We start from the raw sequence: 19579 nt of genomic DNA on the forward strand, positions 1-19579 counted from the left end.
CCCTATGCGGACTGCGCTGCGGTGGTGTGTGATTGGTTGGCGAGAGCTCGGGTGACAAACCGTGCTGCTTCTCGCACGGCCGCCGAAGCCTCAGTGCTGAACCGAGGCAACGCCTGGAATACATGCACCTGTCCGGGCCACACCTGCAGCTCACAGGCACCGCCGGCGCGGGCGATCATGAGTTCCAGGTGCTCGGCGTCGGCGACCATCATTTCCCGTCCGCCGACTTGAATCAGCGTGGGCGGCACCACTGTTCCTGGGTCAAGAGTCACCCGAAGCCGGGGGTCGCCCTCGGGAACTCCGCGGGTGTACTGGTCGACGAGGCGCCGGGCCGCGGCTGCCGAGATGAGCGGGTCCGGGGCGTCCCGTTCACGCTCGGCCGACAGCCCGAGCGTCAGGTCTATCAGCGGTGAGAACACCACCAGCGCGCCCGGCTGAGGCACACCCAGCCGATGGTTCTCGGCGATAAGATCCACGGCCAGGTGACCGCCCGCCGAATCACCCGCGATCACAATGTCCTTGGCGTCGCGACCGCTTTTCAGCAGCCACGAATATGCGGCGCGCACATCCTCGGCCGCAGCCGGGAACGGGTGTTCGGGAGCCAACCGATAGTCCAGCGAGAACGCGGGAAGCCCAACCGCCTCGGACAGCCGCGCCACCAGCCGACGATGTGTCCGGGGTGAGCACACCACGTACCCGCTGCCGTGAATGTAGAAGATGATCGGGCCCTCGGGGTCGCCGTTTGCGGTGTGCACCCATTCACCGCGCACATCCCGCTCGCGGATGCGCGCGATCCTGATGTCGGCGGGCATCGGGCTGCCTGCCGCCATCACGCCGGCGACCACCTGACGTGACGCCCTGACCCCAAACTGGTTGAGCCGCACCCGGTTGAATACCGGGCGCAGTCCGGCAGCGCTGATCGCGGCCACGGCCTTGGTTCGGCCGGAGGCCGGCTGGACTCCGCCAAGCGGCCCACCCCGTACCTCGTCTGTGACCCGCACCGCCACCTTCTGCACCCGGCTGTGCGCACGATGCACCGCATCGCGTCCGGGGCGACCGGTCGGCGGATCCGCCTGGAACAGATGTGGGAATCCGGCCACCGAAATCGCGGCCGACTCGGGCAGTACCGCGCCTCCGACACCCGTCACCGGAATCTGTCGCGCGTCGGATTCGTCCGGGGCCGAGGCGAAAACGATGATGTCGCATTGGTGTTCGATGCCCTCGACGGTGCGAATACCCATCGGGCTGAATCTCGCGATCGGCCAGGTGACGAGCTTGCAGTTCGGCGCCTGCAGTGCGGTGTAGAACTCGTCGGTCACCACCACATTCGGCCGACCGGTCAACGGCAACGGCGTCAGTTGGCGCCGGGTCCACGGGTCCTCCACGTGACGGCGCAGGTTGTTACGCGCGAGCAGCTCCAGAATCCCGGCTCGTCGAGGACGGCGTCCGGCAAACCAGGCCTGCCGGGCGGCGTCCCGCACCATCGGAACTCCCTCAAGGAATCGTCCGATCCGACTCGATTCACGCGGCAGCACCCAGTCGGGAGAGCTCTGAAACAGCTTGACGGAGAAGGCTTCCCGCACAATTTCGGGAAGCAGGGTAGCTGCGGCGGCGCCGTTGCCGACCACAGCTACCCGCTTGCCGGCCAGGGCAACATCCCTGTATTCCTGGCCCCGCACGACGTTCCCGGTATAGGCCTCCACACCGGGAACGTCTGGATCTGCGTCCGATCGCGAGCCGGTGGCCAATACCACCGATTTCACGGACAGGTCTTCTCCCCCAACGATGTCAACGTTCCACCGGCCCTCTACCTCGTCGTAGGCGACGCCGGCGACCTCGTGCCCGAGGCGCAGATGCTTTCCGAGATGAAAGAGTCGGATGGTGTCCTCGCGCCACGTTCCGACTTCCGGGACGGTCGTGTCGAGAAGCACGAAGTTGTGTACACCCGACCGCTTAAGGCGGGCCGCCAGGCTCAACCCCGTGAACCCGGCTCCGATGATCGCGACATCCGTATGCGTGCGCATTCACCGCACCTCCGGTTCCAAGAGTTCTCTCGCGTCCACCGGCGTCGGCAGCATCCGACCGATGAGCCCGGCGCCCCAGCGGTATGGGTTCGGAGCGTGCCGCTTAAGTTGCCAGACGAGCTTGGCGTCGAGCTGCGGCACGACGTAGAAACGTCCCCGGTCGTGCGCGTCGAGGGTGCCGCGGGCGATCCGTTCGGGTGATACGCCGGTGTACTTCATCACCGAAGCCGCCAGGCTTCCGGTGGAGCCCGGGATACGTCCGTCGGCGACGATATTGGTCTTGACGAAGGTGGGGCATAGCACCGTCACCTTGATCCCAGAGCCGCTCAGCTCGGCGGACAGGGTCTCCGAGAGCGCAAGCACCCCGGCCTTGCTGACGTTGTAGGCGGCCATCATCGGGGCCGCCGCGAAACTGGCGGCCGAGGCGACATTGATGATGCCGCCGAACCGCTGCTCGCGCAGGATCGGGGTAAACACCTGGCAGCCGTAAATGACGCCCCACAAATTGATGGCCAGGGTGCTCTCCCAGTCGGCCATCGACATGGTGCCGACTGGGAGGCCGCCGGTGCCGATGCCGGCGTTGTTGATCACCAGGTCGGCAGGTTGGCGCAGCCACTCCTCGGATACCGTGGCCAGCGCGCTGACCTGCTCGTAGGAGGTAACGTCGCAGGCCACGGCGCGTGCCTTGCCGCCACCGATGATGTCAACGGTTTCCTGCGCACGGGTGAGGTCGATATCCGCGCACACGACCCGTCCGCCCCGGGAAGCAAGAGTCTCGGCGAAGGCCCGGCCAATTCCGCTGCCTGCGCCGGTCACCACCGCGCTTGCCCCGTGGCTGATCTTCGGACGTCGGCGCGGGTAGGCTCCCGCGTCGGGTGCCGTCATTGGCATCACCCTTCTGGGTTTCCGCTTACGCATCATACGAAAACGTAAAACAAGGGTGTGACATGGCCCGCCGGTTGTCAAGGCATGCGTGAGATCAATGTCAGGGGAGTCGTCCCACGCCGCGAGCTACTGAATCGCGGGCAGACCGTCGATGGACGTGCCGTTCTTGTCCAGCGCGCTCTCAAAGGTGAGCTTCTCCGGCGGCGCCTTCTCGACGTGCTTGTCGTACACGTCGCGGTGTTCCACAAATTCCATGAGCGGGACCGAGTACCCGCAGGAGTCCGCCACCCGGGTCACGTCAACCAAAATGATTGAGCGGACTCCCTTTTCGAGCTCTTTCGAGAAATGACAGCGCAGCGGCAGATACTCCGGCTCGTTGAATTGCACCACCCTGGCGCGGCCGTGCAGCCGGATGATGCGGCACCGCTTGTCGAACGAGCAGAACATCAGCACGATGCGGCCGTTATCTCGCGCGTGCGCAATGGTTTCCGCGCCACTGCCGAAGTAGTCCAGGTAGCCCACCTGGTTGGGCCCGAGCACCGCGAATGTCCCGGCCATCCCCTTGGGGGAGACGTTGACGTGCCCGTCCGAACCACTCGGCGCCGTGCCCACAAAGAACACCGGCTGCTCGATCAGCCAATGGGCGAGCTTGTCGTCGATCTCCTCATACACCTGACCCATACGGTCCAGGTTGCCACTCGGGACCGACAACCCGCCACCCGATTTCGGTGCACCTAGATGATGCGAGCCCGCAGGTCCTTGCGCAGGATCTTCCCGGCCGCACTCTTGGGAATCGCGTCGATGAACTCCACCAGGCGAATCCGCTTATGCGGAGCCACCTTCTGCTCAACGAAGCTCATCACGGCCTCATCGGTCAGGCTGTCGTCGGTACGCACCACGAAGGCCTTGGGGATCTCACCACTGGACGGGTCGGGCACCCCGATCACGGCGACGTCACCGATACCGGGATGCGTCAGCAGCAGCGCCTCCAGCTCGGCGGGCGGCACCTGGTAGCCCTTGTACTTGATCAGCTCCTTGAGCCGGTCCACGATCGTCACCACCCCGTCGGCCCGCACGACGGCGATATCACCGGTGTGCAGGAACCCGTCGGGTTCGATGGTGGCGGCGGTGGCCTCCGCGTTGCCGAGATACCCGGCCATCACATTGGGGCCGCGCACCAGCAACTCTCCTGGCGCACTCTCCCCCTCGTCCGGGATTTCGATCTCGGCCCCGGTCTCGGTGTCGATGAGTTTGTTCTCCGAGTTGGGCACTGGAATACCGACCGAGCTGAGTGGAATGTCGGGGCGACCCGGCGGGATGAGGTGGCTGACGGGGCTGAGTTCGGTCATGCCGTATCCCTGACTGACGCGGCAATTAAGCCGCGCCGCAACGGCATTGCCCAACTGCTCGTCCAGCGGAGCAGCACCGGAGAACACCGAACGGAGGCAGGAGACGTCATACTTGTCGACATCCGGGTGCTTGGCGAGTACCACCGCCACCGGCGGCGCCACGAACACATGGTCCACCCGGTAGTTGGCGATGGCGCCCAGGAAAGTGTCGAGTTCGAACCGCGGCAGGATCACCAGCTCGGCGCCCAGTTTGAGCTGCACGTTGAGCAGTACCACCAGTCCGTAGATGTGAAAGAACGGGAGGACGGCCAGCACCCGATCCCCTTGCTCCACTCCGTAGAGGTGCTTGGCCTGGGCGATGTTGGCCACCAGGTTGCGGTGGGTGAGCATGACGCCCTTGGCCTTGCCGGTGGTACCCGACGAATACGGCAGCACCGCCAAATGCGTTGCCGGATCGAAAGAAACCTGTGGCGGCGCCAGGTCGGGGCGGGTGATGTCTGCCAAGGAGAGCCGGCCCTCGACGGGGTCGACGGTGAATACATTGGCCGGATCGATGCCGGCCAACTCGGCGGCCTCCAGTGCCCGCGGCAGCAGCGGCGATACCGTGAAGATGAGCCGCGCCTTGGAGTCGATCAGCTGCTTGGCCAATTCCTCGGCGGTGTACAGCACGTTGACAGTGCTGGCGGTACCGCCCGCGCGCAGGACGCCGTGCAGCACCACGGCGAAGGAAGAGCAGTTGGGTAGAAAGACTCCCGCGACATCCCCGAGTCCGAATCCTCGATCGGCCAGCCCAGCTGCTAACGCGTCGATCTGTGTACGCAACCCGCCAAACGAGGTCTGGGCACCCGAAAGCCCGTCGATCAGCGCAACGCGATCGTCGTCTTGCGCATCATCACCGAACACGTACTCGTAGACCGAGCAGTCCGGGATGGATACATCGGCCAGCGGGCTTCTGAACGTCATGTCCGATAGTTTGTCATGCGCCCGCGGCCCAGCGTTATGGCTTCGCGCCCATTCTCGGCAGGCATCGATGTGACCCCGCGCTGTTACCGGTCCGTCGCAGTCAGTCCTCGATGAGGTGCTCGAACGCCTCGAGATTCTTCAGCGGCTCTCCCCGCGAGGTCCGCCACGCCCATTCCTTCTGTATGGAGGTCTTAAATCCCAACTCCAGCAAGACATTGAAGTCGTTATCCACGGCCTCCAACACCTGGCCGAGGATGGTGTCGATCTCCTCCGGCGTGATCGCCGGCAGCGGCACCCGGCCCACCAGGTAGATATCGCCCATGTTGTCGATCGTGTAGGCGACCGCGTACAAACGGCGGTTCCGCTTGAGCATGTACCGGTAGACGCCCTCGGTGTTCTCGTCCGGATGACGGCAGACGAACACCTCGATACGCACGGCATGCTCCCCCGGGCTGAGCATCGTGGTGATCTTCTGTTTGCGTTCGCCGGGCAGCTCCACGATCAGTGCGGGCTTACCGTCGGGGCCGTGATGCTCGGTGAAGGTGATGTCTCGTTCTACGAGGGTCCGCATGATGGTGGCGTAGGCCTCCGCAGCGGTGGTCATCGCCGCAGTCCGGACAAGCGACGCGCACGGAAGCGCGAGCGCGCGGCGCGCTGCGGTGAAGGCCGTTGCGGCGCACGGTAATCAGCGATGGCACGGCCGTAGCTGCCCAGTAGCGCATCCGCGGTGGCCGACCAAGAGAACCCGGCGGCATGTTCGACGGCAGCGAGGCTAAGCGCGGATCCGGTGCGGGCCAGCAGCTTCCCGATGGCGTCCGCCCAGTCCTCGGTGCGATGTGTAGGAACCAGCAGCCCGGTGCGCTGATCGACGACCGCAACCGGCAGGCCGCCCACCGCCGCGGCCACCACCGGGGTGCCGCAGGCCTGTGCCTCGATGGCCACGAGGCCGAAGGATTCCGAATGGCTCGGCACGGCAACGATATCGGCGGCGCGGTACACCTGCGCCAGGCGCTCGCGTGATTGCGGCGGCAGGAAGGTGACCCGGTCGGCGATCCCAAGGTCCGTGGCGAGGTCCTGCAGGGCGGTCGGCTCGTCAAGACCACTGCCGGAGGGCCCGCCGACGATGAGAACGCGTACTCCGGGCAGCCTTTCGGCCGCGCGGACCAACAGATCGGGGGCCTTGAGCGGCTGAATGCGACCAACAAACGCGACGATCTGTTCCTCGGCGCGCAGGCCGAGCTCGGCGCGAGCGGCGGCCTTGTCGCCGGGCGTGAACACGTCAAGATCCACGCCGGGATGCACCACGTCGATGCGTCCCGCGTCGGCGTGGTGGAGCGAAACCAGTTGCTCGGCTTCGTCTTCGGTATTTACAATGAGCCGATCGGCCTCGTCGACGACCTGCTGCTCACCCACCGCGCGTAGCGCGGGCTCCGGGCGATCTCCCTCGGCGAGGGTCTTGTTCTTGACTGCGGCGAGGGTGTGCGCGGTGTGCACCAGCGGAACGCCCCAGCGGTCACGCGCCAACCAGCCCGCCTGGCCAGAGAGCCAATAATGCGAGTGCACCAGGTTGTAGTACCCCGGTTCATGGTTGGCCTCGGCGCGCAGCACCCCAGCGGTGAAGGCACACAGCTGTGTAGGCAGATCGTATTTGTCGAGGCCCTCGAACGGCCCGGCGACGATGTTGCGCACCGTCACCCCGTCCGCGACGGCCACCACCGGTGCGTCGGATGACGCGGTGGCGCGGGTGAAGATATCGACGGCGACGCCGCGGCGGGCCAGTTGAAGGGCCGTCTGCAGCACGTAGACGTTCATGCCGCCGGCATCGCCGGTGCCCGGCTGAGCCAACGGGGAGGTATGCACAGAAAGGACGGCGATACGGCGCGGCTTCGACGCCGCAACCGCCCGGCGCCCGAACTCCTCGCCAACTAGCACGTGTCCATACTGTCATCCCCTGCGAAGCGATCGGCGCGCAGCACCTCCACCTGCATTTTTGTCCGGCTAGGCGATGGACTCCTGGTACCGACGCTGCAGGATCGAGCGGAGCTTGTCATCCGAATGCGACACCGCGACAGACACGAAAGGCTCGATCGCCTTACCCATGACCCGGCCCGCCAAACCTCCCGGGAGTTGGTACTCCACGTCGATCGTGATCTCGGTCGATCCCTCGGAAATCTCGCGAAACCGCCACGAGGATTGATTCGAGAATCCGGCCCGCGACTCGGTGGCGAACAGGCTGTTGACGTTCTTCTCCGTGACTTCCAGGGTCGACTTGATCGTTGCGCCGATCTTGATGGCGACGTCGTAGCGCGACCCGGCCTCGTTCGCATCCCCGCTGACCAGCTTGACCTTCTGAATGCCGAACATCCACTCGGCGAGATTCTGGTAATCGGCGACGTAATCGAACACATATGCCAGCGGGGCGTCCACAACGCCGTTGTGATGGACGTGAACCATGTCGGAGTCTCCTTGCGCATTGGGTGCAGCAACAGTGGGCCCCATGATGGCAGGTTTGCCACCCGAGACGATGCGGACCCTCCGCTCCCATCTCGCCGAGCGTGAAGCAACTGCGAGAAATCGACCGGAAACCCGCAATGGCTTCACCCTCGGCACGCCGGGCAATGCCGTGATGCGCCGCAGGGCACGCACCACCTAAGCCATCCGCGGCGCGTAGGCGTTGCGTCAGCGCTCGTCGTCGATCACACGGTTGCCCGAGATTTCACAGATGACATCATCGGCCTTCACCCAACGTATGACGGTATCTGTCCCCCAGCGCGGTGCCGAGAGCCTCCTCAGAGTGGTTGAGCGCGATCGAGACGAAGGGCTCGATCACCTTTCCTAGCATGCGGCCTGCCAGCCCCCCTGGAAGCTCATACTCGACGTTAAATTCGATTTCGGTTGTGTCATCAGAGATTTGACGGAAGTTCCATGTTGATCGACTGACGAATCCCGCGCGCGACTCGGTTGCAAAGAGTGCATTCGGCTCCCGCTTGGTCACTTCGATGGTGCTCTGAATCGTGGTGCCGAGCCTTACGGCCATGTCGTATCGGGAGCCTGGCTCATTAGCGGTTCCGGCCACCAGCCGTACTTTCTGTATCCCGAACATCCAGTCGGCCAAATTGCGATAGTCGGCAACGTATTCAAACGCATGCTCCAGCGACACGTCCACGATGACGCGATGGCAGACATGAACCATTACTTTCTCCTCAATTCAAACCAAGAGCCGATGGCGTCACCGGCTACTTGGGCGGCTCGATCGGAAGGGTTGGCCCGCCGTATGGCGTGGGAATTGTGTAGCGGCCCCGTGGCGTCGGATCGGTGACGGCTGCCGGATCCGCGCCCGGAGGCGGCCCCGCCGTATCGTCTCCGGCCGGTCGGGGCGCGTTCTTGGCGCCCCTGATCAAGACCGCGGGATCCTGGTCCTGGCAATAGGTTCCATACATGTACGGCTCGGGGTAGTCCGCCGCCGATGGTACGAGTCGCTTCGTTCCGTAGTCGCATCCGTACCGCGGATAGACGTCCGCGATCGCCCAGACTCCATGGTCACGCAGGATGCCACTGAGGCGTTCCAAGGCCGACCCTCGATAGGACGGGAACAGGGCATTCAGTGCCGGTACCCGCAGGTACGACAGTTTGGCGACGGTAGTGAGGTTGCCGAGAAGCTGAACCATGGTGTCGGAGTTGTCGGTGAACAACGTATCGACATTGGCCAACGCCTCCGGAACCTGATCCACCAGTGTGCGATAGCCGCCGTCCATCCGGCGCACTCCCCCCAAAGTCCGCCGCAAGCGAGCTGACGTGTCTGCCAGCCCACTATTCATGTCCGCGGCACTCGACAGGACCACTCGACTGTTCTTGAGGAGACTCACGGTCTCGGGCAGAACCGAATCCAGAGTCGAGAGCAGGAAGACCCCTCCGTCCACGATATCGGTGAGCTTCTGCGGAGCTCCCTGGGAAAGACTGAGTTCCTTCTCAATTGTCGCCAGCTTCTTCGGATCCAGTTGTGCGAGTGCACCGTCGGCATCGGCGAGCATGGAGGCAAGTGATACCGGCGTCGAGGTGCGGTCCCGCGCGACGACAGCGCCCTCGGCGAGAAATGGCCCGACCATGCCGTCCGGCTCGAAATCGAGATGCTGTTCACCGGCCGCGGACAGCGCGGACACGCTGACGGCGCTCGATGCCGGGATCTTGGCGTCCGACTCGACGAGGACGACAACAACAGGTCCCTCGTCGGACGGGGTTACCGAATCCACCTTCCCGATTCGCAATCCACGCAAGGTGACATCCTGGTTGGGAATCAATCCGCCCGACTCGGCCAGTTGCACCGAAACCCGGTAGCGCGAGGCCATCGAGCCCATCCGCAATGCGCCGAAACCCAGATACGCGCTCGCAATTACGAGCGTGGTGGCAATCGCGAAACCTGACAGCCAAGCCCTGTGGCGATGGCCCAATTTGACAACGTAGACAATTCCTCTCGCAACGACCTCGATCATCGGCCCTGCCCGGGTACCTCAGATGCCGGTGCCGCGGCCGGGGATGGTAAAACCGGCTCGATCACACCGGGTTCGGTCAGGCTGGGGTGCATCGGAGGCTGATCGGCATCAGGCCCCTGTCCCACGACGCGCTCCTGCAGACGCCACAGCTGGTATTTGAGGGAACCGACAAGCTTCGCCCAGTCGTATCGCTTTGGACCATGAAATCCCGGGTCACCCTGGTATCCGATGTCCGGAATAGACCCGAGCGCCAACTGGTCAATCGACCCCTTGCCTCGAACATTCGAGCTGGACAGGCTTTTGAGGACGGAGGGCAGGAGCCGGTTAAGGTCACGCAGACTGACATTCGGGCTGAGCACGACGTCGTTGAGGGATTTTGAGAGCGCATTGACGTCGGCGAACACACTGCGAGACTCTTTGTCGGTACCCGCAATCGACGGAAACTTGGACAGCTGTACGGCGACCGCGCCCACCTGGTCGGCGAGATCCGCGATCTGAGCGGAGTTTGTGGCCAAAGTGTCGGTAGCCGGGCCGGCGGCAGCCAGCAGGTCAGCGATCTCGACATGCTGACCGTCGATCTCGGTGGCAAGCTGCGATATCTGCCGCAACGCCGCATCGAGCTGATCCGATCGATTGTTCAGCGTCCCGAGCAACTGGTTCGATTGGGCAACAAGGTTTCCGAACGCCTCCCCATTGGGCCCGGTGGCCCTGCCCACACCATTGATGGTGTTGGTCAGATTGCGGACGGCACCGCCGTTCACCACGACGGCCGCCGAGCTGAGAACCGCTTCAATGGTCGCGGCGGCCATGGTCGACTCGATACCGATGGTGTCACCGTTACGTAGCAGCGGCGTTCTTGCATCAGCATCCAGAGGTGGCTTGATCGCGACGAAGATGTCCCCGAGCGGTGTCGCCGAACGCAGCTCGGCGGTGCTTCCCTTCGGGATGACAGCATCCGACCGGATCTTCAGGATCGTCACCGCTGTGTAGTTGGCGGTCGACATCGAATCGACCTCGCCGATGTCGGCGCCACCCATCTTGACCTTCGCTCTTGCTGGCAGGTTCAGTGCGCTGGAGAACACCGCGGTAATGGAGTACGCGGCCGAATCCAATCCAGGCGCCGGCAGCGGCAGGCTGGCTAAACCATCAGTTGCACAGGCGCTTGTCCACACCACGCATGCCGCCATTGCCCCGGCCGCGTACGTCCGCCTCGTCATTTCTGCCCCATCGCGGCCAAGCCATCGAGCACGGCGGTCAAACCGAAATCCGGCCCGTAATCCTGCAGAGTTCCCGTACTGCACCCCAACTGCCGCAAACCCATAAGGTTGCAGATCTCCTTGGCATGCTGGCCTTCCACGATGATCTTGTCGATCAATGGGTGAACGCGGATGACGCGATTGACCGGGTCGAAGGTGTTGTAGAAGTTATCGACGGTCAGCGGCGCCACGTCGAAGGTCTCGGATAGTTCGCGTCGCTTATCGTACAACGTCTTCACAATCGTGTCGGCGTTGCCCACTGACCCGTGCAGTACGTCGCGGTTGGCATTCAGAAGCGAACTTGCCTGTACCAGAATCTCATTGAGTTGTTTTCCGGTCGTTCCGGATCCTAGGGCCTCGTCATCGAGGATCTGTGACATTTGATGCACTGCCGAGCCGAACTTTCTGATCCTTCCGTCGTTGGCAGCGGCCCTATCGAAAAGAGAACTGATGTTCTTGATGACGGAAGTCAGCTGATCTCGACTGGCTACGCCTCCGTCTGCGCTGAGCCGCAACGCCTTCGACAACTGGTCCAATGCGCCTTTGATGGTCTCCCCGTTGCCCGAGACAGCGCCCTCACCGCTTGAAACGATGTCGGCGAGTGGCCCGCCTCCGACGCCATCACCCTTCAACGATGATGACAGCCTGTCAATCATCGATAGCACCTTGCTGAACTCGACCGGGACACGTGTCCGGCTCAGTCCGATCACGTCGCGATCCTTCATCTCGGCGCCATCGCGATACACGGGAGTCAGCTCGATATGCCGGTCGGTGAGGATCGAGGTCGAAACCAACACGGCCCGTGCCAATTCCGGGACCTTGACACTCCGGTTGATGGTGAACTCAACCTCCATGTATGCCCCTTGCGGGGTGATCTTGGTGACCTTGCCCACCGGCATCCCGAGTACCGAAACATCGTTGTCCGGATAGAGCCCCGACACCGAGGGGAACTGTGCGGTGACCGTAATCGAATCGGACCGCACCTGGGTGTACCACCACCCGGACACCGCCATCGCCACGATCGCAACCATCGCGCTGCCGGCCCAGAAGATCCGTCGCTGAATTCCATTCATTGGCAGTCCTTGAAGTATTCGACCATGTTGTATTGCTTTGCGCGGCCACTGATCGCGCACATCCAGGAGTCAATCGCCAAGCCTGCCGGCAGACCCACGTCGACGGCATTGCCACTGCCGACAGCGTTCGCCGCATTGCGCACGGTGACCGGCATGACCTGCAACAGATTTCGAAATAGGTCGTCATGCTTCGCCAGCAGGTCGGTGAACTTCTGGACACTGGATAGCAGACCATCAACCGATGCACGGTCTTTGACGACAATCTTCGTCAGCACCCCCACTAACAGGGTGAGCGACTGCAACATGGAGTGGATGCTCGCACGCCGGGTGATGAACTCGCCAAACAGCCGCTCACCCTGAGCAATTAAGTCGCCGATGTCGGACTGTTGGCGGTGCAGAGTACCGGTGACCGTCGAGGTGCTTGCCAACAACGTACCCAGCTGGTCGCGACGTTTGGCGATGATCGACGACAGTGCTTGGAGGTTCTGCATCGCCCGGGGAACCAGTGGCGGCAGACCCTCTAGTTGCTTACCGAACACAACGGCGGACGCAGCGATCTGATCGGCATCGACCTGACCGAACGTGTTCGTCGCATCGTTGAGGGTCTGCTGCAGATCGTAGGGGACTTCGGTGTGCGCCAGATCGATTGTCCTGCTGGACAGCTTCTCCGTTCCGCCGTTCCGTAGCTCCAGATATTGCGACCCCAGAATTGTGGTGACCTTGATGGCAGCCTTAGTGTCGTTCCTAAGTCTGATGTCGTCACGAATCCGGAACCCGACGTCCACATGGTCACCGGCGAGCGCAGTGGCGGTCACCTCTCCTACCGGCACCCCGGCCAGGCTCACCACATTGCCTGGCTTAAGCGACGCCGCTTGGAGGAACTGGCCGGTGTAGCGGGTGTATCCATATCCGGATACCTTGACGATGAGCATGCACGCGATGAGCGCTCCGACAAGCGCAAGTGCGATCGCACCCAGCCACGCCTTGTTGTACGACTCGAGTGGGCGACGCCGAATACGTTGCCACAAAGTTGAATTAGATATCATCGACTCACTCATGGTCACCATTCCTGCACTTCGCAGTGTGCTTGGCCACGTTGCCAGGGGTGGCAGCATTCACGATGATCGGCATGACGTCATTGAGGCCAGGGAGGAAGCCCAGTGCGTTGACGTCGCACACGTAGATGTTCCCGTACGCCCCTTCCTGAGTGACCCGGGCGAGTCCCTTGAGTAGCAGTGGCAGGTTGTCACCCAAGAAGGCCACCTGGGGCTCGTTATCCACCATGTGTTGCGCGAAGCCAGGCTCCCGGGTCGCGAGCTCATGAAGCTGGGGGTACACGCTGTTGGCCACGCTCGACAGGTGCCGCACCATCGACGCGGTCGCACCAACCGAGGACACCAGACCCTGCCGGCGCCCATCGAGCTCAGTGACCAGTTGGCGGGTGTTCGCGATCGTCAGCCCCAGGTTTTTGTTTTGTGCAGCAAGGTTTCCGAGGGCGTTGTTCAAACCGAAGATCACCTGACCGAGCACCTCATCTCGGCCGGCAAGCGTCTGAGTCAAGGTGGATGTCTGATCGACCAGCGTCACCAGCGATCCCGTATCGCCCTGTAGCGACTCGATAACGCCCTTAGTCAGGTTGTCCACCTGTTTTGGGTCTAGCACGCTGAGCAACGGTTCGAAGCCATGCAACAACATGCCGATATCGAAGGAGGGCTCTGTGCGCTGCACCGGAATGGTCGAACCCGGTAAAAGTCGGCCCGGGTCACCGGATTTCCCCAGGGAAAGACCAAGATAACGCTGGCCAACGACGTTCTGATAAGTGATGGAGGCGATAGTGTTTCCGTACACCGGCTGAGAGTCCTGCACCCGGAATGCGACCTGGGCCAGTTCAGCGTTCGCGTCAACCTCCACGGAGTCGACGCGGCCGACCCGCACGCCCGCAACGCGTACGTCGTCGCCGACCTTGAGCCCCGACACATCGGTGAACATCGCCGAATAGCTGGTGGTGCTCCCAGATACTTCACGCCGCAGGGTCACGTAGACAAGCCAGGTCATCGCGATGGCGACGGCCATGAACGCGCCCAGCCCGATCAGTGGGCCTCGGAACTTCATCGACTACCTCCAGTTGAGCCAGTCTGGGTGACAACGACATTCATTCCCCGCGCAACTGGCCCCAGCAATAGCTGGGCGGCTGACGAAACATCTCGACCCGAAATCTCGCCTAACTGTTCACGTTCGTGCGCACTGCCCACCGGCCCCACGTTGCCGCCAAAAGAAGCTGGCGCTACGGCGCTTTCGGTCCGCCCCGGGCTCGACGGTACGTCGCCAGGGTCGGCCGTCCCGGGTACCCGCGGCGCCGGACCGGTCCACCAGGGCAGCGGAGAATTCGGGTCCACGAGGCTTGGGTTCGGATTGATCAGGGGTGGCCCTACCGCCATCAAGTTCCCGTCCGGACCGATAGTCGTGCCCGGTGGTGGCGCCAGACCCGGCGGCAGTCGGTAGTTCTGCGGCAATAGAACTTCGGGCAGATCCGGCCGCACCGGAATTTCTGGCGCGGTGAAACAGCTGGGCCCCTTCAGTTCGCCGTACCTGGGACAGTCCGCACGGGTATATGTCGTGGACGGGGTGAACGAGATGACGGCCCTAATATTTGCCATCTGACCATCCGCATCCCAAGCATCACTGAACCAATTGTCGGACAACGTTTTCAGGCGCTCCGAGATGGGTAGGAACTGAGAGGCATTCTGCGCCAGTACGCCGATGACGGGAGTCAAATTGGTAGTGATGTTGATGAGTTGATCGGTATGGCTGTCGAACGCGTGGCGGACCGTCCCCAACGTGGATCCCCCCGCCGAGAGCAAGCTTTGGAGTTGCTCCCGCTTCTCGGCAATGGTCTGCATCGGCCGCACCGCCTGATGTAGCGCATCGACGAGTTCCGGCGCCGTCGACTGCAACCCGCTCGTCGCATCGATCAGCGCCGATAACGTGGAGGGCCCAGGACTGGTGGCGACTATCCCGTTGAGATCCTTCAGGACCCGCGACAGCTGACCACCCGTGTTGAGCAGGGTGGCCCGCTTATTCTCGGTAGCCGCGCCAACGGCGGCGAAGATGCCGACGGTACGGTCGTCGCGGCCCCTGCCGACCGCGGCCAGCAGCTCGCGAAGTTTACTGATGGTCGTCTGGAAAAGCACGGTCGGCAGCTCGGTGTCCTCCTGAATCCGGGCGCCCGAGGCGATTGCGGCGCCGCGTCCGTGCGCAACCAGCTGCACCGACGAGACCGCAAACACGTTGCTCGGCACCACCCGTGCCGTCACCGACTGCGGGACGGTGTGCGCAAGTTCGGGAAATAGGTTGATATGCACGATATTTTGACCGCCCCGGGGAGCGGGGGCGACTTCGTCGACCGCGCCGACGAGAACCCCCTGATACTTCACGTCCGACTTAGCAGGCAGCCCGTCACCGACGTTCTTCATCTCCGCCACAACGCGCACATAGCCGTTCAATCGCCCCGTCGACTTGACCAAAAGCGCAGTGGTGACCATCGCCGCGACGACGACCATCGCGACACCACACCAGAGCAGATGCCTATCGGAGAGGCCTCGCCCATCGGTTTCGAACGAGTTCACGGCCATTGCCCGACACACCTCTCCACATCCTCGCCGTGCGATACCGCATTCCGCTCGCGCTACATTCGCTACAATAACAGCATCTTTTGTAGCGTATGGGAGAAATGGTGACTGAATCATCCATGCAGGTCAACGTGGACAAAGACATCTGTTTTGGGTCCGGCTTCTGTGCACGGATGACACCGGCCGTATTCGGCATCGATGAGCAGGGCGTCGTTGAACTGGTCGGCGCAGCCAGTGACGATGTCACCAAGGTGCCCGCAGAGTCCGCCGAGTTGGTACGCGAGACAGAAATTGCCTGTCCGTCGGGCGCGATAACGACCAGTGAAGCCGACGCCGGCTAGTCGGGTCCCCGCTCTGCCGCCGGGCACACAAGTCCGTCAGACCGCGCGGTCGTGCAGTTTCCAGTATGGATTGCGCAGTTCGCGTTTGAGAATCTTGCCGCTGGCATTGCGCGGCAATGCTGCCACAAAGTCGATGGTGCGCGGGCACTTGTATCCGGCAATCCGCAAGCGGCAGAACGCAATGACGTCCTCGGCGCGCAGGTCATCATGATCCGTCACCACAATCGCCTTGACGGACTCGCCCCATCGGTCATCGGGCACACCGATGACTGCGGCATCGGCGATGGCCGGATGGCCCATGAGCACCCGCTCGACTTCGGGCCCGTAGACATTCTCGCCGCCTGTGATGATCAGGTCCTTGAGCCGATCCTCGACATAGACATAGCCGGCCTTGTCGACCCGGCCGATATCGCCAGTCCGGACCCAACCGTCATCGGTTATCGTCTCCACGGTCGCGTCGAGTTTGTTCAGATAGCGAGTCATGCGCTGATCAGTCCGCACCCAAATCTCGCCTAGCTCACCGATCTTCGCAACATCATCCGATTCAATGTCCACAATGCGTATCTCACAGCCGGCCACCGGCCGGCCTACAGAGACCAACAGATGTTGCCGCTGCAGATCGCGGTGGTCTTCCGGAGCGAGTGTGGTCACGGCACCGCATAGCTCGGTCTGACCGAACACCTGAACAAAGTTCAGGCTCGGCCAGGCCCGCAGAGCGCGCCGCAATAGTGGACGCGGCATCGGCGCAGCCCCGTACGCAAGGTAACGCAATCTCGACATGGCTGCGACCGCCTCTCTTCCCGCAGCCAAAAAGCTGGCGATCACAGGAGGCACCAGGAACGTATGCGTCACACCGTCGGAGATGGCCTCGGCGAGCAATGCCACCTCGGTATCGCGGCCGATGATCGTTTGCACACCAGCACGAATCCCGAAGAACGCAAAGCAGATACCGCCTACATGGAACAAGGGCATGGCCACGAAATTCTTGTCGCCGTCAGCGTAGCCGAATGCTGCTCCGGCATTCACCGTGTGCGCCACCAGCGCCCGTTGACTCAGCACCACACCTTTGGGACGACCGGTGGTACCGGAGCTGTAGACGATCAGTGCGTCGTCACGCTCGATGACATCTGGAGCAGAATCGGCCAACTCGCCTTCGGCAAGGAAGCACTCGTAGGGGTTGACCTCGCCGCCCACCACGATCACGCGCTCCAGCCCCGTCAACGAAGACCTCAAAGTAGTCACAGCGTCCACGAATTCGGCGCCCACGAACGCTACCCGGGCGCCGCAGTCATCCAGAACATAGGCAAGCTCGTCAGATACCAAGCGCCAGTTGATGATTGCTGTCGCGGCACCGAGCATTGCCGCCGCAATCATCGTTTCCAAACATGCGGAGTGATTCTTGTCGAGAAACGCAACCCGGTCACCACGGCCGATCCCCGCCCCCGTCAGCGCACCGGCAAGCCTCCGGATACGTTCGAACCACTGCACCCAGGTGAACTCTTGGTCCCCGTAGCCGATTGCCAATGAATCCGGTGTGGCAACCGCCCACTTCGCAACGAGATCCGTTAGCAGCTCACTCATCTCGAGGTACCACGATGTCGTACACCTTGTTCTCGATCTTTCGGGACAGATCGATATGGATGAATTTCTCCTCTGTGTATTCATCCAGCGCACGAGGACCCAGCTCACGGCCGATCCCACTCTGCTTGTATCCACCGAACGGATAGCAGACGTTCACCATATGCCAGTCGTTGATCCAGACGGTGCCGGCTTCGAGTCTCTTGGCGACATCAAGACCTGCATCGATGTCCTCAGTCCACACCCCCGCTGATAGCCCATATTCGGTGTCGTTGGCGATCTCAACGGCCTCCTGCACGGTCCGGTACTTGATCACGCTCAACACCGGGCCGAACACTTCCTGTTGCGCCACCGTCATCGAATTGTCCACATCTGCAAGAACAGTCGGGCCTACCCAGAACCCGCGCTCATACTCGACCCCCTGCAAGGGTCTGCCACCATAGACCAACCGAGCGCCCTCTTTGAGGGCGAGTTCGATGTAGTGCTCGATGTGCTGTTTCTGCTCCGCGGAGATCACGGGCCCCATGTCGATGTCGTAGTCGCCCGGGTCGCCAACTCGGATCGCTGCTGCACGTACCGCAAGCCGATCCAGCACATGCTCGTAGAGTGATTCCGGTACCAGCAGGCGCGTTCCCGATTCACACGCTTGGCCTTGGTAGAGACAGCAGGCGAAGAGTGCGGCATCCACCGCCTGGTTCAGGTCGGCATCCTCCAGAAGTACGTTGGGGCCCTTGCCACCGAGTTCAAGGGTTACCCGCTTGACGTTCTCGGACGCCAGCGTGCTGACGATCTTGCCGACCGCCGTGGAGCCGGTGAAGGCAATCTTGCGGACGTCGCGGTGCGCAGCCAGGCGGGCCCCTACCTCCTCGCCCACTCCCGTGATCACATTGAGCACCCCCCTGGGAAGCCCGACCCGATGCGCAATCTCGGCGAGCTTCAACAAGGTGACCGGGGTCTTTTCGTCGGGCTTCATAACGACACAGTTACCTGCCGCCAGCGCCGGGCCTAACTTCCATACCGCAAGCAGCAGTGGGAAGTTCCAGGGCACGATGCCTGCCACCACACCTATCGGCTCTCGGCGTACCAGGCCCGCCGCGGCAGTCGGGTAACTCAGTACGGGGCCGGAGCGCTCGAACTCGTAGCTGCGTGCGAGATCGGCGAAGTACTGCAGGTGGGAGATCGCGTAGCCGACGTGGAAGGCGATGGCCTGGCGCACGGTGACGCCATTCTCCGCAACGTGCAGATCGACCAGTTCATCCATTTCGTCGTTCAGGCCCTGGACAATTCGCGAAATCAGATCAGCACGACGCTCGGGCCGTGTGTTACGCCATTCCCCGTCCCGGTGAGCAGCGAGTGCCGCCGCGACAGCCCGGTCCGCGTGCTCGACGAACCCCTTCGCCGCCGTCGCTACCAACTCTTCGGTCGCCGGATTCACGATCTCAAATCGCCCGCTGGTGTCGACCCACTCACCGTCGATATAGATCGGGTAGTGCGGTACCGACATCAGATCGCATCCTTCTCGGCGACAAGATCCTTGTACATCGGAAACAGCGGTTTGGTTGCGGGAATCAGCTTCAAGATCTTGGTCACCGGCCCTTTGGCCTTAACTTCTCCCCTAGCGAGCCCCACCGCGATGTTGTACTCGCCGCGCCAGAATCGATTGGCGTTATCCGACGAAAGTGACATGGCGACATCCGGTTTCACGTCGGTGTCTCCTAGGATCACCTCTACCGCGGGCTGCTTCATCAGGATCGTGATGATGGCGTCCGGATTGCTGTAATTGAGCCGCAAAACCATGTTCGCAGCGCGGAGCTTCTGCCCCACCTCCGCGGAGCCATCCGCCAGCCTGAAGACACCACCAACGTATCGGTAGACCTCGTCGGCATCGATGAAATAGCCCAAGACAGCACTCCTCAAAACGCGATATCCACTTGCCGCGACAGCGCGGATAGCCCAAGCATGCCCGCCATTGAACGGTCAGTCAATACACA

At 62.6% G+C, this 19579-nt stretch carries 18 protein-coding genes; 1 reads left to right on the plus strand and 17 read right to left on the minus strand.

The genetic code is table 11. The annotated features are described in order from the left end of the window. Positions 1-2 precede the first annotated feature (2 nt). The 14 genes from FZI91_RS05115 to FZI91_RS05180 all read right to left on the minus strand — a co-directional run bounded on the left by FZI91_RS05115 (position 3) and on the right by FZI91_RS05180 (position 15672). Positions 3-2024 (minus strand): alpha/beta hydrolase fold domain-containing protein, encoded by a 2022-nt coding sequence (locus FZI91_RS05115; RefSeq protein WP_155937565.1) that lies wholly within the window; start codon positions 2022-2024, stop codon positions 3-5. Then, positions 2025-2909, minus strand: coding sequence for an SDR family NAD(P)-dependent oxidoreductase (locus FZI91_RS05120; protein ID WP_155937566.1), 885 nt, complete (start codon positions 2907-2909; stop codon positions 2025-2027). Positions 2910-3035: 126 nt separating this feature from the next. Next, positions 3036-3590, minus strand: a complete 555-nt coding sequence (locus tag FZI91_RS05125; RefSeq protein ID WP_155937567.1) for a pyridoxamine 5'-phosphate oxidase family protein — start codon at positions 3588-3590, stop codon at positions 3036-3038. A gap of 53 nt (positions 3591-3643) precedes the next feature. Continuing rightward, the gene (locus FZI91_RS05130) at positions 3644-5221 is read right to left on the minus strand and encodes an AMP-binding protein (protein ID WP_155937568.1); all 1578 of its coding nucleotides are present in this window, start codon (positions 5219-5221) and stop codon (positions 3644-3646) included. Positions 5222-5321: 100 nt separating this feature from the next. Beyond that, positions 5322-5825: a YbjN domain-containing protein gene (locus FZI91_RS05135; protein WP_155937569.1), complete on the minus strand. Its 504-nt coding sequence runs from the start codon at positions 5823-5825 to the stop codon at positions 5322-5324. Then, a complete protein-coding gene (mshA, locus tag FZI91_RS05140; protein ID WP_162526679.1) occupies positions 5822-7153 on the minus strand; it encodes a D-inositol-3-phosphate glycosyltransferase in 1332 nt (443 codons plus the stop codon). Before mshA ends, FZI91_RS05135 begins: the two co-directional genes overlap by 4 nt. A gap of 66 nt (positions 7154-7219) precedes the next feature. Beyond that, on the minus strand, positions 7220-7675 hold the full coding sequence (locus FZI91_RS05145; RefSeq protein ID WP_155937570.1) for an SRPBCC family protein: 456 nt from the start codon (positions 7673-7675) through the stop codon (positions 7220-7222). Positions 7676-7949: 274 nt separating this feature from the next. Continuing rightward, on the minus strand, positions 7950-8414 hold the full coding sequence (locus FZI91_RS05150) for an SRPBCC family protein (RefSeq protein WP_155937571.1): 465 nt from the start codon (positions 8412-8414) through the stop codon (positions 7950-7952). Between the two features lie 43 nt (positions 8415-8457). After that, the gene (locus FZI91_RS05155) at positions 8458-9711 is read right to left on the minus strand and encodes an MlaD family protein (protein ID WP_155937572.1); all 1254 of its coding nucleotides are present in this window, start codon (positions 9709-9711) and stop codon (positions 8458-8460) included. Beyond that, positions 9708-10928, minus strand: coding sequence for an MlaD family protein (locus FZI91_RS05160; RefSeq protein WP_155937573.1), 1221 nt, complete (start codon positions 10926-10928; stop codon positions 9708-9710). Before FZI91_RS05160 ends, FZI91_RS05155 begins: the two co-directional genes overlap by 4 nt. Continuing rightward, positions 10925-12040 carry an MCE family protein gene (locus FZI91_RS05165; protein ID WP_155937574.1) on the minus strand — a complete coding sequence of 372 codons (1116 nt, stop codon included), beginning with the start codon at positions 12038-12040 and terminating at the stop codon, positions 10925-10927. The genes FZI91_RS05160 and FZI91_RS05165 overlap by 4 nt, the downstream gene beginning before the upstream one ends. After that, positions 12037-13098, minus strand: coding sequence for an MlaD family protein (locus FZI91_RS05170; RefSeq protein ID WP_375234396.1), 1062 nt, complete (start codon positions 13096-13098; stop codon positions 12037-12039). The genes FZI91_RS05165 and FZI91_RS05170 overlap by 4 nt, the downstream gene beginning before the upstream one ends. Continuing rightward, a complete protein-coding gene (locus tag FZI91_RS05175) occupies positions 13091-14152 on the minus strand; it encodes an MlaD family protein (RefSeq protein WP_155937575.1) in 1062 nt (353 codons plus the stop codon). Before FZI91_RS05175 ends, FZI91_RS05170 begins: the two co-directional genes overlap by 8 nt. Then, positions 14149-15672, minus strand: a complete 1524-nt coding sequence (locus tag FZI91_RS05180; protein ID WP_155937576.1) for an MlaD family protein — start codon at positions 15670-15672, stop codon at positions 14149-14151. The genes FZI91_RS05175 and FZI91_RS05180 overlap by 4 nt, the downstream gene beginning before the upstream one ends. Positions 15673-15773: 101 nt before the next feature. On the opposite strand from FZI91_RS05180, the gene FZI91_RS05185 reads away from it, so the two are divergent. Beyond that, a complete protein-coding gene (locus tag FZI91_RS05185; RefSeq protein ID WP_162526678.1) occupies positions 15774-16010 on the plus strand; it encodes a ferredoxin in 237 nt (78 codons plus the stop codon). A 36-nt stretch (positions 16011-16046) separates the two neighbouring features. On the opposite strand, the gene FZI91_RS05190 is transcribed toward FZI91_RS05185, so the two are convergent. The 3 genes from FZI91_RS05190 to FZI91_RS05200 are packed head-to-tail and all read right to left on the minus strand — an operon-like array spanning position 16047 to position 19490. Further along, positions 16047-17591, minus strand: coding sequence for a long-chain-fatty-acid--CoA ligase (locus tag FZI91_RS05190; RefSeq protein WP_155937578.1), 1545 nt, complete (start codon positions 17589-17591; stop codon positions 16047-16049). Then, positions 17584-19092, minus strand: a complete 1509-nt coding sequence (locus FZI91_RS05195; protein ID WP_155937579.1) for an aldehyde dehydrogenase — start codon at positions 19090-19092, stop codon at positions 17584-17586. The genes FZI91_RS05190 and FZI91_RS05195 overlap by 8 nt, the downstream gene beginning before the upstream one ends. Further along, positions 19092-19490, minus strand: coding sequence for an SCP2 sterol-binding domain-containing protein (locus FZI91_RS05200; protein WP_155937580.1), 399 nt, complete (start codon positions 19488-19490; stop codon positions 19092-19094). Before FZI91_RS05200 ends, FZI91_RS05195 begins: the two co-directional genes overlap by 1 nt. Positions 19491-19579 lie beyond the last annotated feature (89 nt).

The organism is Mycobacteroides sp. CBMA 271 (assembly GCF_009729205.1).
GTDB lineage: Bacteria > Actinomycetota > Actinomycetes > Mycobacteriales > Mycobacteriaceae > Mycobacterium.